Below are 14,811 nucleotides of genomic sequence, written 5' to 3'. Positions count from 1 at the left end.
TCGGAATTTTACTCTTATTCCGAGGCAATGCAAGGCTTTTAGCTACTTTTTCGCCACCACAAATGGTGAGTAGAATTTGTGATTTAGCTAACAGGTTGATAATAAAGTTAGCTAAAGTCTGTTTTGCTCGCTAGTGAGTGGTTTCGAAGATCGAAGTTAACGACCAAATGGATTGAAGCCACCGCCTCCACCCATTCCGCCCATACCACCGCCGCCCATCATGCCTTGCATATTGCGCATCATGCCTTTCATACCGCCTTTTTGCATTTTCTTCATCATCTTCTGCATTTGAGTAAATTGCTTTAATAAGCGATTCACATCTTGCACTTGAGTACCAGAACCTGCAGCAATACGCTTTTTACGTGAACCTTTAATGAGTTCAGGGCGTTTACGTTCTTTCATTGTCATAGAGCAGATGATCGCTTCCATCTGCTTAAACATTTTGTCATCTACTTTATCTTTAACGTTATCTGGCACGTTGCCCATACCAGGCAACTTATCCATCATTCCCGCCATTCCGCCCATGTTAGACATCTGACCTAACTGCTCGCGGAAATCTTCTAAATCAAAGCCTTTTTTCTCTTTAAATTTCTTCGCTAACTTTTCAGCTTTGTCGGTATCGACGTTACGTTGAAGGTCTTCAATAAGAGATAAAACATCACCCATGCCTAGAATGCGTGATGCAACACGGTCTGGGTGGAATGGTTCTAGTGCATCGGTTTTCTCGCCAACACCCAAGAATTTAATCGGCTTACCGGTAATATGACGTACAGATAACGCTGCACCACCACGTGCATCACCATCAACTTTGGTTAGGATGACACCAGTAAGCGGTAGCATATCGCCGAATGCTTTTGCTGTATTTGCGGCATCTTGACCCGTCATTGCATCGACAACAAACAGTGTTTCTACCGGGTTGATAGCAGTATGAAGCTGCTTAATCTCAGCCATCATCTCTTCATCGATAGCTAAGCGGCCCGCAGTATCGACAAGAAGTACGTCGTAAAACTTTTTCTTAGCGTGATCAATTGCAGCGTTTGCAATATCAATCGGCTTTTGATCAGCAGACGATGGGAAGAAATCGACACCGACATCTGTTGCTAGTGTCTCTAGCTGTTTGATTGCCGCTGGGCGGTAAACATCGGCAGAAACAACCAGAACTTTCTTTTTATCTCTTTCACTTAATAACTTAGATAGTTTGCCGACGCTGGTTGTTTTACCTGCACCTTGCAAACCCGCCATTAAGATCACAGCAGGTGGCTGCGCTGCTAAATCAAGCGCTTCATTGGATTCACCCATCACGGCTTCAAGCTCAGCTTGAACAATCTTGATGAACTCTTGGCCCGGTGTTAGAGATTTAGAAACCTCAACACCCACAGCGCCTTCTTTAACGCGCTTTACAAAATCACGTACAACAGGAAGGGCTACATCAGCTTCTAACAACGCCATGCGAACTTCGCGCAACGTCTCTTTAATATTATCTTCGGTCAAACGACCTTTACCGCTGATATTTTTCAGCGTTTTGGACAATCGATCAGTTAAATTCTCAAACATCTTTTTACTCTTCGCTATCAGGCGACAAATTATGATGAGTATACATTAGCCACGGTGGTAGTCATACCCGTTGTCACAGCCTTCTTAAGATTTGATATCTCATCTATTGCAATTCTATCTGGATATGCGATAGCCCAAGCGCTTGATGCAGGTTATAATTCGTTAATTAATCGACAAAACTTGTGATATTAATGGATAACTTAGTCGCTGTTACTTCTGCAATTTTATATGCGCTCGCGATCGCAACGATTATTCCTGGGTTAGTCCAACAAACAGGGATCAAATCTAAAACTGTCTTTACGAGTGCTGCTATTGCGCTGGCTTTGCATGGCTGGTTATTAAGTGATCTTATATTTAATGGTAACGGACAAAACCTTAGCATCCTCAATGTTGCGTCATTAATCAGCTTTATTATCTCTCTTGTTATGAGCATTGCGATGCTAAGAACAAGATTATGGTTTTTGCTTCCCGTGGTGTATAGCTTCTCAGCCATCAACTTAATGGGAGCAACATTTATATCCAGTGCCTTTATTACCCATTTGGAAAATGAGCCAAAATTACTCCTTCATATTTCCTTAGCACTGTTCTCGTATTCTACCCTTTCCATTGGTGCACTGTACGCACTGCAACTTGCATGGCTTGACCACAAGCTTAAGGCAAAAAAAGCGTTGGCGATTAATCCAAACTTGCCACCTTTGATGATGGTTGAACGTCAGTTATTTAAGATCATTCTTATCGGAACGCTTCTGTTAACTGGTACGTTGATTACTGGTGCATTTTTTGTTCAAGACATGTTTGCTCAAGGTAAAGCACATAAAGGCATTTTGTCGTTTATTGCTTGGGTTATCTACTCAACCCTTCTTTGGGGTCATTACCAAAAAGGCTGGCGTGGACGTAAGGTAACTTGGTTTGCTGTCGCGGGCGCAACGTTACTCACTTTGGCCTATTTCGGAAGTCGATTTGTCAAAGAGATCATTCTGACTTAACTCATTCACCTGTGACTCACTCATTTTGGTAGTAACTAATTTTATTATATTGTTAGATGACTAAACAAAACGAGTAAGTGACTCTTCTTATTACCTTTTAATAGGGTTCAATGTTATAGCATCATTGACATCTTTATTATTATCGGTCATAAATTAAGCAATAGATAAAAAGGGAAATTTTAGATTGGACGACATCTCCACAGTTTTTTTGTTCACGTTACTTGGCTGTTTGATCGTTATCTCCGGATACTTTTCAGGCTCAGAAACGGGAATGATGTCTCTAAACCGTTATCGGTTAAAGCATTTAGCCGGAACAGGGCACAAAGGTGCAAAGCGTGTTGAAAAACTGTTAAGCCGACCAGACCGATTGATTGGTCTAATTCTTATCGGCAACAACCTGGTTAATATCCTCGCATCGGCCATCGCTACTATCATAGGTATGCGCCTATATGGTGATGTGGGTGTAGCTCTTGCCACCGGTTTGCTGACCATGGTTATTTTGGTCTTTGCTGAAGTGACGCCAAAAACGATCGCAAGCTTATACCCTGAACGTGTTTCCTACGCGAGTAGTATCCTGCTTCTTTTCTTGATGAAGGTGCTTTCTCCATTGGTTATTTTGGTGAACTTTATAACCAATGGCTTTATTCGTTTATTAGGCGTGAAAGCTGAGCACAATAAAGAAGATCATTTAAGCTCGGAAGAGTTGCGCACGGTTGTTAACGAAGCTGGAAACCTCATTCCTCAACGTCACCAAGATATGCTGGTATCCATTCTGGATTTAGAGCATGTTACGGTCAACGACATCATGATCCCTCGAAATGAAATTACTGGTATCGATATCAACGATGATTGGAAGTCTATTGTTCGCCAACTCACTCACTCACCTCATGGTCGAGTTGTTCTTTACCGTGACCAAATTGATGAAGTAGTTGGAATGTTAAGGCTTCGAGAAGCTTATCGCTTGATGCTTGAGAAAAATGAATTCAATAAAGAGACGCTGTTGCGTGCGGCTGATGAGGTTTACTTCATTCCTGAAAGTACCCCTTTGAATGTACAGCTTTTAAAATTCCAGCGTAATAAAGAGCGTATAGGGCTGATTGTTGATGAGTATGGCGACATCAATGGTCTTGTTACCTTAGAAGATATATTAGAAGAAATTGTTGGTGAGTTTACGACCTCCATTGCGCCAAGCTTATCGGATGAAATAACACCTCAAGCTGACGGAAGCTTTCTGATTGAAGGGAGCACCAATATCCGAGATATCAACAAAGGTCTCCAATGGAAGCTGCCAACCGATGGGCCAGTTACCCTTAACGGTCTTATTTTAGAGCACTTAGAAGATATTCCAGAAAGCCATATCAGTGTTCGAGTCGCTGAACACCCAATGGAAATTGTTGAGCTTGAAGAAAATAGAATCAAACTAGTCAGAGTATTTCCAAAGCTGACTTAGTCCTCAGTATATGAATACAGGACACAAAAAAAGCCTTGAGTGTTTCTCAAGGCTTTTTTATTGCGTTTCTTATAATCTGTGACAATCTAAAAACTAGTCGACTTTCAACTCATTTAGCATTGCTTCTGGCAGTGCAAGTTCATCGTTTTTATTTACTAAAATTCCCGCTGCAATAATATTTTTTGCAATTTGTTGAGCGTCAGACAATGAGTGCATTGCAGCCGTTCCACACTGGTACTCGTTCAGCTCTGGGATCTTATTTTGATCAGCCACTTTTAATACATCTTCCATTGCCGCTAGCCAAGCTGCAGCTACCGCATCTTCACTTGGTGTACCAATAAGGCTCATGTAGAAACCAGTACGACAGCCCATTGGAGAGATATCAATAATCTCCACTGAGTCGCCATTTAGGTGATCACGCATAAAGCCTGCGTATAAGTGCTCAAGCGTATGAATGCCTTCTTCTGAAAGAATGTCTTTGTTTGGCGCAGTGAAGCGTAGATCAAACACCGTAATAGTATCGCCTTTTGGCGTTTGCATTGTCTTTGCAACACGAACTGCAGGTGCATTCATACGAGTGTGGTCAACGGTAAAACTGTCTAATAACGGCATTGCTTTTCCCTCAATTATCGATGGGCATAAGTCTTTCGTTACTCATGCCACATACCTGCCCCAGCCCTGCGGCTAGTCTCTTTTAATTATGTTTAACGACTTAGAATATCCCACTATTTCAAATAAGAGAAATAGCTTTCTAAGTACTGGTCAAAGTCATCTGTATCATTCGATTCTTGTGTGGCTTGAGCTTGTCTCGAGCGAACCACCTCAGATTCCATCTCTTGTTGAGAGTATACTTTATATTGATGCTGCTTATATTGCTCGCGATACGTCAAACCAAGTTCACAGCCGAGCTTACCTAAACCACCGTGCTGCTTTGTCATAGCCAGTAATTGTCCGGAAATCGTTAACTCTGGATCATCAATCCATAGAAGCAATTTATCACAAACATCTTGATATGCTCGACCGCCATGCTCTTCATCCATTGAGCGAGCAATCAGAATAAGATCATCAAACACTCGCTTAGCCCAGTCTTGCAGAGTCAATTGCTCTCCGCGACAGCCAATTTGAAGCTCTAGACCCGTCTTACGACCTTCAACAATCACTTTATTCCAATTGTCACGCCAGCACTCAAGCTCACAGTCATCCATAGGATCTGAGTCGCTTAATGTCGCCCACGTTAGGAACAGATCAAGAAAACGAATCTGTTCTTCGGTAATACCTACCGAGCTAAAAGGGTTTACATCTAATGAACGAACTTCGATATATTCAACGCCAGCTCGCTCTAGCGCCTCTGACGGTTTTTCATCAGATCGCGCAACACGTTTAGGGCGGATTGGAGCGTACAGTTCATTTTCAATTTGCAGAACATTACTGTTTAGCTGTCGGTATTCACCCTCAACTTTAATGCCAATATTGGCAAACTCTTCTGAAGGGGTGCGAATCGCTTTATTTAGCCCCTCTAGGTATTGGTCGAGGCTGTTAAAGCCAATCTTCAATATGCTTTGAGCGCTATTGGTATAGCCTAAATCACTTAGCCTTAATGAGGTTGCATGAGGTAGATATAGGGTCTGATTAATATTTTCAAAAGGCAGCTTTGTTTCTCTTCCTTTAAGGAAAGAAGAACATAGCGCTGGTGATGCACCGAAGAAGTACGGGATCAGCCAACCAAAGCGGTAGTAATTACGAATAAGGCCAAAATATGACTCTGATTTACTCGCTTCACGTTCACCTTGCTCTTGCTCGCCATGCAAAGCATCCCAAAACGCTTCAGGAAAAGAGAAGTTAAAATGCACACCAGAGATGATTTGCATCAAACTGCCATAACGGTGTTTTAACCCTTCACGATAAAGAGTTTTCATCTTACCGGAGTTAGACGTACCGTAATAAGCAAGATTAATGTCATCTTCACCACCCACATAGCAAGGCATCGACATTGGCCACATCTTCTCTTCACCCAAATTAGTTTGAGTAAAGTGGTGGATATCTTCCAGTTGGTAAACCAACGTAGAGACATCATTCGATACTGGGGTAATGAACTCTAATAAAGATTCAGAAAAGTCTGTCGTGATCCATTCATTTGAATACGCTGAGCCTAATCCTTCAGGGTGTGGTGTGGTCGCAAGGTGTCCGTTTTGGTGATAGCGCAGAGTCTCACGCTCAACACCACGTCCATATTGCTTAAACACGTCCGATTGTTTGGCTATCAAACCTAGCCTAGCAGCAAAATCAGTCAAAATGAGGGTCACTTATGTTCATATTTAGGCGCTGCAAGAAAAACTCACAGTTTAACTGGCGCTAAATAGGTTGTTAGAATTTGGGCGGAATAGTCCGCCCTTTATAAATGTGTACTCTAACGGATGATTTCAAGCTCTTCTATCGGAATTTCTAATTTTTCTAACTCCGATTTCAAGCTATCGACATCACCAACCACAATTATCTGGTAGTCATCTGGGTTAAACCATTTCTTAGCCAGTTTATCCAACGTTGATTTATTCACGGTATCGACGATTTGATTTCTCTGTTGAAGGTAATCCTCATCCAGACTGTAAGTAAGGATATTACTCAGTAGCGCTGCTTTTTGTGATGGGGTCTCATATTTTAGAGCATCTTGCTGGCCAACCGCCAAGCGTAAAAAATCCAGCTCATCTTCAGTTATGCCCTTTTCACTAAATAGTGCGAGCTCTTTTTGCATCTCCACTATTGAAGCTACCGTTGAATCCGCACGAACTTGAGCGTTGAATACAATAATGCCGACTTCTCTGTTCGCCGCTAAATAACCACTCGCACCATAGGTATAACCCTTATCTTCACGAAGATTCTGGTTGATTCGACTATTAAAATTACCAGCTAAATTAAAGTTAGCCAGTTGGGTTAAATAGGTCTCTCCGGTAGCATCAAATGAGCGCCCTTTTCTTACTAAGCGAACAACACTTTGAGGTGCATGAGGTTTATCTACGAGGTATATTTTTTGCTCTGTTAACGGTTTTACGACTTGAGGTCTAAGCAGTGGTGATACTTCCCCTTCCCAGTCAGAAAAGAACGATAACTCTTTTTTAATATTTTTCTTATTAATGTCTCCCACTACGACAATTTGAGCACCATGTGGCGTGTAGTGTTTATTATAAAACTCTTTCACATCCTCTAAGGTGAGGTTTGACAAAGAGGCTTCTGTTCCGTCACGAGAGCGAGCAAATAGAGAGCGACCAAAGACAACCTGTCGTGTTGCTTGAGAAGCTAACCAGCTAGGTGTTTGGTGACGATAAACAATGCCTTCAAGCATCTGTTTTTTAACTCGTTCAAAGTCATCTTCATCGAATTTAGGCGCAAATAGGATCTCTTCAACAATCGCAAGCGTTGGGGTTAAGTTCTTCTCAAGTGCAGAGACGCTGATTGAGGTCGTGTAAGAGCCAGCACTCACACTAATGTGACTACCTAGTTTATCTAACTCGGCTTTTAGTGCTTCTAAAGTGCGATGCTGTGTCCCCTCTTCCAGTAAAGAGGCCGTCAAATTAGCTAGTCCTTCTTTGCCTTTAGCTACGTGCCTTTCACCAGCGGGTAGATAAAACTCAATTTGAACGGTCGGGGTTTCCGTTGTTTTCGTGCCTAGCAGCTCTGCACCATTGTCAAAGTAGATCTCGTACAGTTTAGGCATCTGAGCCTTCACGCCACCCGCTACCGGCGGCATAATAGAGCGGTCGAAACTGTCTTCTGCTTTGCGTTGCTCAAGCTGGTCATCGGCTATTTTCTGGTATTCTGGAAGTGTTCGCTCAGCTGGAGCAAAGTCCGCCTCTTTTACAGCCAATTCCATTTTACCTCTAGGAATAACACTAAGCGTCACTTTTGGCTTCCCTTGAAGGTAGCTTTGGTACACAGACATCACTGTTTCAGGTGTGACTTCGTGGATCTGTTGTAGACGTGTTTCAATGCGATCTGGCTGGCCATAGAAGGTCTGGTTTGAGGCAAGCTGGGTTACTTTTCCACGAACACTCTCTAGTGCAAATACAGCATTGGCTTCAGACATGCCTGTAATTTGATCAAGACGCTCTTGCTGTACTCCTTGCTGGGAGAACTCTTCCAGTGTTTCCATCAACTCTTGATAAAGAGGTGTCAGGTTACCTTCACCACCAGATGCGCCCATTGCATATACATAAAATGTACATGACAGTTCAGCACAGTCTTGAAATGCGCCTGCATCTACCGCCTTTTGAGTTTTCACTAGGCGTTGGTAGAGCAAACTGTTCGCCCCTCCACCAAGTACATTGGCTAATGAATCAAGAGAAACTTGTTGTTCATGGCCACGATACTCTGTAGGCCACCCAACAACGACCATTGGCTGTTGAATGCGGTCTTCTAAAGTCAAGTAACGGTCTTCTGTTAATTGAGCTGGCTGCTTAGGTGCTTTTTCTACTTCAGGTCCCTTAGGAATAGAGCCGAAATATTGATTAAGCCAAGCAAGCGTTTCATCCTCATCAAAATCGCCTCCTATGGTGATAACAGCATTATTAGGACCGTACCAACGCAGGAAGAAGTCTTTCAAATCATTAACATCAACACGATCAAGGTCTTCTACATAACCGATTGGTTGCCATGAATATGGATGACCTTCTGGATAAATTGCTTCGCCCATCCGTTCCCACATCAATCCATAAGGACGATTATCGTAACTTTGTGCACGCTCATTTTTTACGGTATCTCGTTGAATCTCAAACTTGTGCTGAGAGACTGCATCCAGCAAGAACCCCATACGATCCGACTCTAACCAAAGCACTTTTTCAAGTTGATTAGAGGGTACCGTTTGAAAGTAATTGGTTCGATCACGATTTGTTGTGCCGTTTAATGTGCCACCAGCTTCAGTAATGATCCTGAAGTGCTCTTGATCACCGACATTCTCTGAGCCTTGGAACATCATGTGCTCAAAAAAATGCGCAAAGCCCGACTTGCCAACGTCTTCACGTGCAGAACCAACATGATAGGTAACATCGACGTGAACCAAAGGATCTGAGTGATCTGGAGAGAGAATAACGGTTAAACCATTATCTAACTGATACTTTGAATAGGGGATCATCACTGTGTCAGGTGTTTGAGACACTTCTTCAATTAGAGTCATCCCTTCCGGCACTGAAGAGAAAAAAGGAACGGAAGGAATGGTGTAACTTGAACAGGCTGAAATAGTAAGGAGGGAGAACGCTCCTAACCAAATGTTTCTCATAACGTTTCCTTAAAAAAAACCAAAATAGATTGCAGCTAATAAGCTATATCGAAGTGCTTTGCCGATCAGAATAAGAACAAAACAAGGTAGTAAGCGCATTCTTAGCCAACCTGCGGCTAAGCAGAGTGGATCACCAATAATTGGGAGCCAACTAAATAATAACGTCCAGTAGCCATATCGATTAAGCCAGCTAATAGCTTTATGACCATGCTTTTCTTGTTGAGTTCGATTAGGTAACCATAACCCCAACCAATAGTTAGTCATGCCACCAAGGGTATTACCCAAAGTCGCAACGACAATAATAATCAGAGTAGAGTATTGATTCAGGCTGAGTGTGGCAATTAAACCCGCTTCAGAGCCACCAGGCAATAAAGTGGCACTCAAGAAACCACTAATAAAAAGTACCCATAAAGCTGAATCAGAGAACCAAAGAGCAAAAGTTTCAAACGCGGTAGTAAATGTCTCTAGCATTGCATATCAAGTAACACCTTGCCTCGCGTATGCCCTGTTTCTATTTGCAGGTGGGCATCTTGCGCTTGGGTAAAAGAGAATATTTGTTGGATTTCAACTTTAAGTAACCCAACACTGACCATATAAAGCATAGTATCAAGTTGCTCAGGATCTGGGTCGACTAACATGCCTGTTGCTTCAAACCCAAGCAGTTTGGCTTTTTCACAAATTAGCTCAGCAGAGAGAGTCGGTACAGTAACAACACGTGCGCCATCTTTTAAACACTTCAATGCATCCAAAGCAGCATCACCACCCACTAAATCAATCAACACATCTACTTCTTCAACTCTTTCTGATACTGGAGCGAATTGGTAATTGATAGCATGTGCACCAAGGGTTGCCAAATAATCAAGATTACGCTCACTGCAGGTAGTAAACACTTCAGCTTTTGCAGCAATCGCGATTTGTATCGCTAAGTGCCCGACACCGCCTGCCCCTGCAAGAATAAGAACACGGTCGCCTTCCTTTACTTCTGCTTTATTCAACGCTTGAGCCGCGGTTTGGCCAGCTAAAGGAAGGACTGCAGCCGCTTCTAGTGTTACAGCATCAGGAATGAGGCTAAGCTCACTCTCTGCAACACAGACATACTGGCTATAGCCTCCACCTTGAAGTGGAAAGCCAATAAAGCCTGCAACATTGGCCCCTTGCTCAAAGCGCGATGAATCATCACCCACCGCAACGACTTTACCTGAAATATCATAGCCAGGAACCCAAGGTAAGTTATCTTTATTTTGAGCAGCTGCCCAGCCAAGACCTGCACGTGTTTTTACATCAATAGGGTTAACCCCGGAAAAAGCAACTTTAACAAGTACTTCGCCAGATTTTGGTTGGGGTACTTTGGAAGTAAGAGTGGCAAGGACATCTGCTTCACCAAACTTGGTAATTGCTATTTGCTTGTTTTCCATCTGTTCTATTCCCTATTGAAAAAAAGAAAGGGATGCCGAAGCATCCCTTTGAATATATAACATTTCTTTCAATTAAGTTAACTATTAGCTCGCAATTTAACCATCAACTGACCAAATGCACTTTTGTTAACCAGCTAATCATTATTAACCGAGCCATTCTTATCAGCCGATCAGCTATTATCAACCGACCAAGGCAAGAAGAATACCTGCTGCAACCGCAGAGCCAAGTACACCGGCTACATTTGGTCCCATAGCATGCATCAACAAGAAGTTTTGTGGATTAGCCTGTAAGCCAACCTTATTCACAACACGCGCAGCCATCGGTACAGCGGAAACACCTGCAGCACCAATAAGTGGGTTAATATCTTCTTTAGAGTACTTGTTTAATAGCTTAGCCATCAAAACACCAGCGGCTGTACCTATACTAAAGGCAACAGCACCAAGTAATAGAATACCTAGTGTTTTGAAGTTCAAGAACTGCTCTGCTTGAAGCTTAGAACCAACACCGAGACCTAAGAAGATCGTTACGATGTTAATAAGCTCGTTTTGCGCCGTTTTTGATAAACGATCAACCACACCAGCTTCACGCATCAAGTTACCTAAGCAGAACATACCGACTAAAGGTGTCGCTGATGGTAGGAACAAGATAGTCATCAACAGTACAGCAAGTGGGAAGATAACCTTCTCCGCTTTGCCAACATGTTTCAGCTGAGCCATTTTAATCTGACGCTCTTCAGGCGTTGTTAAAGCCTTCATAATTGGTGGCTGGATAATCGGTACTAATGCCATGTAGCTATAAGCGGCTACGGCAATTGCCCCAAGCAGCTCTGGTGATAGCTTACTGGCTAGAAATATAGCCGTTGGTCCATCTGCACCACCAATGATTGCGATAGAAGCGGCGTCTGGCATTGAGAACTCCATACCAGGAATATAGTTAAGCATAATCGCACCAAATAGCGTTGCGAAAATACCAAACTGAGCCGCAGCCCCAAGCCATAAGGTTTTAGGGTTTGCAATCAGAGCACCGAAGTCCGTCATTGCCCCTACGCCCATAAAGATAAGCAGTGGGAAAACACCTGTTTCAATACCAATGTAATAAACGTAATAGAGCAAGCCACCCGGATCAGTAAATCCTGCATTGGGGATATTTGCTAGTATTGCGCCAAAGCCAATAGGCAGTAAGAGTAACGGTTCAAAGCCACGAGTAATCGCTAAAAACAACAGAATTGCCCCAACTAGCATCATGCATAGCTGACCAAATTCAAAATTAGCAATCCCTGTCTCTGACCATAAGATCATCAATCCTTCCATGGTGATCCCTTACGCTAAGCTTAGAAGTGGTGAGCCAACAGTCACGGCATCGCCCTCTTTCACATGAAGATCTTGCACGATACCACCACGAGCAGCACGTACTTCTGTTTCCATCTTCATTGCTTCAAGTATCAATAACACGTCACCTTCGGCAACTTGAGCGCCAGCTTGGACGTTCACTTTGAAAATGTTACCGGCTAGTGGCGCTGGTACAGCTTCAGCGTTACCCGCAGAGGCTGCTACAGGAGCTGCTTGAGCTGACGCTTGAGTTGGCACAACAGACGTTAGCTCCCCTTGAGGGCCTACTTCAACATCAAATACTTGACCATCTACTTTCACGCTGTAACTTTCAATACCACCTGGAGCCGCTTTAGCAGCAACTTGTAGTTGAGCTTGTTCTACGCTAGGTGCCGGTTCAAATGCTTCAGGGTTACGACGATTTTTAAGGAACTTCAAACCAACTTGTGGGAAAAGTGCATAAGTTAATACATCATCAACTGTATCTTCAGCTAAAGATATGCCATCCGCTTTTGCTTTTTCTAAAAGCTCTGTGGTTAATGTATTGAGCTCATTTTCAATCAAATCAGCAGGACGACAAGTTACCGGCTCAGCACCGTCTAGTACTTTTGCTTGTAGTGCTTGATCAACTTCAGCAGGAGCAGCACCATATTCACCCTTCAGCAAACCAGCTGTCTCTTTAGTGATGCTCTTATAGCGCTCACCCGTTAATACATTAATTACCGCTTGAGAACCTACAATTTGCGATGTCGGCGTAACCAGTGGGATATAACCCAGCTCTTTACGAACGCGTGGGATCTCTTCAAGAACTTCATCAAGACGATCAGCTGCGCCTTGTTCTTTTAGCTGGCCTTCCATATTGGTAAGCATGCCACCAGGAACTTGAGCAATGAGAATTCGTGAATCAATACCTTTAAGTTGGCCTTCCCATTTTGCATATTTTTTACGTACTTCACGGAAGTAAGCTGCAATAGGCTCAATTTGATCAAGTTTTAAATTAGTATCTCGCTCTGTGCCTTCAAGCATCGCGACAACTGTTTCAGTCGGCGTATGTCCGTAAGTACAGCTCATTGAAGAGATTGCGGTGTCAAGAATATCGATACCTGCTTCTACGGCCTTCACCGCTGTTGCAGTCGAAAGACCAGTCGTAGCATGGCAATGGAGTGCGAGAGGAACATCACATGATGCTTTAATACGTGTAATGAGCTCTTCAGCCTCATAAGGTTTTAAAAGGCCAGACATATCTTTAATACACAAAGAGTGACAACCAAGGTCTTCTAAGCGCTTCGCCAAATCTACCCATGTATCTGAATTATGAACAGGGCTTGTCGTATAAGACATAGTTCCTTGCGCATGTGCACCAACATCAATGGCAGCTTTAACCGATGTTTGGAAGTTACGTACGTCATTCATCGCATCAAAGATACGAAATACATCCATACCATTGGTATGAGCTCGTTCGACAAATTTCTCTACCACGTCATCCGCATAGTGGCGGTAACCCAGCAGGTTCTGACCACGCAGTAACATTTGCATTGGTGTATTTGGCATCGCTTTTTTTAATTCACGCAGACGCTCCCAAGGGTCTTCCCCTAGAAATCGAATACAAGAATCAAAGGTGGCACCACCCCAAGTTTCAAGTGACCAATACCCGACTTTATCCAACTCTGCCGCAATAGGCAGCATATCTTCAATACGCATACGCGTAGCGAATAGTGACTGATGGGCGTCACGAAGGACCACATCCGTAATAGCTAGTGGTTTAGACATGCTCATTAACTCCTTTTAATCCTTAAAAAATCTATTTAGCTGTAACTGTACGATGTTGGTGAACGGCAGCTGAGATCGCTGCAACAACTTTCGGACTGATAGCAGAAGGATTTGATTGAACTTTATTATTTTGAATTGGTGTGGAAAACGTCTCTGGTGCTTCTGTTGGCACTAGTTTCGACATTAACCGAACGAGGTATACAAGAATAGTTAGGAAAATAAATACGACTGACATTCCCGTAATCATCAGGGTTGCAGCGTCGCCTAGCAGGCTTCCAATATTTGTCATGTTGCTTCCTTTCTTTGTCATCCTGACAATTTATGTGCCGACGGTTCCAGTAAACAGTGTCGACAGTGATCTAGGATTATCTCGATTGGTAAAAGTTTGTCAATTTTGTTTAATCAACTCTTTATGATAAAACACAAATCCGGTGGATATTTCACCATTCAAATCACATAACTCTGAAAATTTAATGCTTTTTAGGTAATAAAACTAGCCAATTTATGGACGTTAATACAAATTTTGAACGAATACTGAGATGGAGTTAATAGTTATTGGATTTTTCTTTTAAAACAACGAGTTGTGATTTTAAAGTTATCAGAATGATAATGAGATGTTAATAAAAAAGCCTCGCTAATTAGCGAGGCTTTCGTATAGTGGCGCGTCCTGGAGGATTCGAACCTCCGACCGCCTGGTTCGTAGCCAGGTACTCTATCCAGCTGAGCTAAGGACGCGCGGGGTTTTGATATTAATAACTAAGATAAGTATCAACATCAGGATTAATGAAAACCCTTAATAGTGGCGCGCTCTGGAGGATTCGAACCTCCGACCGCCTGGTTCGTAGCCAGGTACTCTATCCAGCTGAGCTAAGAGCGCACAAGGTTTCGATACTGAATTCTCTATTAACTTAGTGTTAATTAAGTTATCAATATCAGGATTAATGAAAACCCTAAATAGTGGCGCGTCCTGGAGGATTCGAACCTCCGACCGCCTGGTTCGTAGCCAGGTACTCTATCCAGCTGAGCTAAGGACGCACAACA

11 protein-coding genes and 3 tRNA genes are annotated in these 14,811 nt (G+C 42.9%); 2 read left to right on the top strand and 12 right to left on the bottom strand.

Annotated elements, in window-relative coordinates; genetic code table 11:
- Positions 1-156 precede the first annotated feature (156 nt).
- Entirely contained in the window at positions 157-1,554 is a 1,398-nt protein-coding gene (gene ffh / locus L4C54_RS13375) for a signal recognition particle protein (RefSeq protein ID WP_428801182.1), read from the bottom strand.
- A 191-nt stretch (positions 1,555-1,745) separates the two neighbouring features.
- Between ffh and L4C54_RS13370 the strand changes: the two genes are divergently transcribed.
- Positions 1,746-2,540 carry a cytochrome C assembly family protein gene (locus tag L4C54_RS13370; protein ID WP_428808593.1) on the top strand — a complete coding sequence of 265 codons (795 nt, stop codon included), beginning with the start codon at positions 1,746-1,748 and terminating at the stop codon, positions 2,538-2,540.
- 184 nt (positions 2,541-2,724) lie between these two features.
- The gene (locus L4C54_RS13365) at positions 2,725-3,990 is read left to right on the top strand and encodes an HlyC/CorC family transporter (RefSeq protein ID WP_428801184.1); all 1,266 of its coding nucleotides are present in this window, start codon (positions 2,725-2,727) and stop codon (positions 3,988-3,990) included.
- Between the two features lie 93 nt (positions 3,991-4,083).
- On the opposite strand, the gene luxS is transcribed toward L4C54_RS13365, so the two are convergent.
- From luxS to L4C54_RS13310, 11 genes are all read right to left on the bottom strand, one after another.
- A complete protein-coding gene (gene luxS, locus L4C54_RS13360) occupies positions 4,084-4,602 on the bottom strand; it encodes an S-ribosylhomocysteine lyase (RefSeq protein WP_428808592.1) in 519 nt (172 codons plus the stop codon).
- A 113-nt stretch (positions 4,603-4,715) separates the two neighbouring features.
- On the bottom strand, positions 4,716-6,281 hold the full coding sequence (gene gshA, locus L4C54_RS13355) for a glutamate--cysteine ligase (RefSeq protein WP_428808805.1): 1,566 nt from the start codon (positions 6,279-6,281) through the stop codon (positions 4,716-4,718).
- 116 nt (positions 6,282-6,397) lie between these two features.
- Positions 6,398-9,256, bottom strand: a complete 2,859-nt coding sequence (locus L4C54_RS13350; RefSeq protein ID WP_428808591.1) for a M16 family metallopeptidase — start codon at positions 9,254-9,256, stop codon at positions 6,398-6,400.
- Between the two features lie 9 nt (positions 9,257-9,265).
- Positions 9,266-9,727, bottom strand: a complete 462-nt coding sequence (locus L4C54_RS13345) for a YqaA family protein (protein ID WP_428801187.1) — start codon at positions 9,725-9,727, stop codon at positions 9,266-9,268.
- Positions 9,721-10,671 carry an NADP-dependent oxidoreductase gene (locus tag L4C54_RS13340; protein WP_428808590.1) on the bottom strand — a complete coding sequence of 317 codons (951 nt, stop codon included), beginning with the start codon at positions 10,669-10,671 and terminating at the stop codon, positions 9,721-9,723. Before L4C54_RS13340 ends, L4C54_RS13345 begins: the two co-directional genes overlap by 7 nt.
- 180 nt (positions 10,672-10,851) lie before the next feature.
- Positions 10,852-11,982, bottom strand: a complete 1,131-nt coding sequence (locus L4C54_RS13335) for a sodium ion-translocating decarboxylase subunit beta (protein ID WP_428801189.1) — start codon at positions 11,980-11,982, stop codon at positions 10,852-10,854.
- 9 nt (positions 11,983-11,991) lie between these two features.
- On the bottom strand, positions 11,992-13,770 hold the full coding sequence (oadA, locus tag L4C54_RS13330; protein WP_428808589.1) for a sodium-extruding oxaloacetate decarboxylase subunit alpha: 1,779 nt from the start codon (positions 13,768-13,770) through the stop codon (positions 11,992-11,994).
- Between the two features lie 31 nt (positions 13,771-13,801).
- A complete protein-coding gene (locus L4C54_RS13325) occupies positions 13,802-14,059 on the bottom strand; it encodes an oxaloacetate decarboxylase subunit gamma (protein ID WP_428801191.1) in 258 nt (85 codons plus the stop codon).
- A 369-nt stretch (positions 14,060-14,428) separates the two neighbouring features.
- Positions 14,429-14,505, bottom strand: a tRNA-Arg gene (locus L4C54_RS13320).
- 65 nt (positions 14,506-14,570) lie between these two features.
- Positions 14,571-14,647, bottom strand: a tRNA-Arg gene (locus tag L4C54_RS13315).
- A gap of 81 nt (positions 14,648-14,728) precedes the next feature.
- Positions 14,729-14,805 (bottom strand) — tRNA-Arg (locus tag L4C54_RS13310).
- Positions 14,806-14,811: the final 6 nt, after the last annotated feature.

It is taken from the genome of Vibrio lamellibrachiae (assembly GCF_050337265.1).
Classification (GTDB): Bacteria; Pseudomonadota; Gammaproteobacteria; order Enterobacterales; family Vibrionaceae; genus Vibrio; species Vibrio kyushuensis.
Note: the sequence above shows the minus strand (reverse complement) of the source record. Positions and strands in the feature narration are given on the sequence as shown.

Bases quoted from the DNA above. Each gene is read 5' to 3' on its own strand.
- L4C54_RS13345 (WP_428801187.1), bottom strand. From the start codon at position 9,727: ATGCTAGAGACATTTACTACCGCGTTTGAAACTTTTGCTCTTTGGTTC.
- ffh (WP_428801182.1), bottom strand. From the start codon at position 1,554: ATGTTTGAGAATTTAACTGATCGATTGTCCAAAACGCTGAAAAATATC.
- L4C54_RS13370 (WP_428808593.1), top strand. From the start codon at position 1,746: ATGGATAACTTAGTCGCTGTTACTTCTGCAATTTTATATGCGCTCGCG.
- L4C54_RS13350 (WP_428808591.1), bottom strand. From the start codon at position 9,256: ATGAGAAACATTTGGTTAGGAGCGTTCTCCCTCCTTACTATTTCAGCC.
- L4C54_RS13325 (WP_428801191.1), bottom strand. From the start codon at position 14,059: ATGACAAATATTGGAAGCCTGCTAGGCGACGCTGCAACCCTGATGATT.
- L4C54_RS13340 (WP_428808590.1), bottom strand. From the start codon at position 10,671: ATGGAAAACAAGCAAATAGCAATTACCAAGTTTGGTGAAGCAGATGTC.
- oadA (WP_428808589.1), bottom strand. From the start codon at position 13,770: ATGTCTAAACCACTAGCTATTACGGATGTGGTCCTTCGTGACGCCCAT.
- luxS (WP_428808592.1), bottom strand. From the start codon at position 4,602: ATGCCGTTATTAGACAGTTTTACCGTTGACCACACTCGTATGAATGCA.
- L4C54_RS13335 (WP_428801189.1), bottom strand. From the start codon at position 11,982: ATGGAAGGATTGATGATCTTATGGTCAGAGACAGGGATTGCTAATTTT.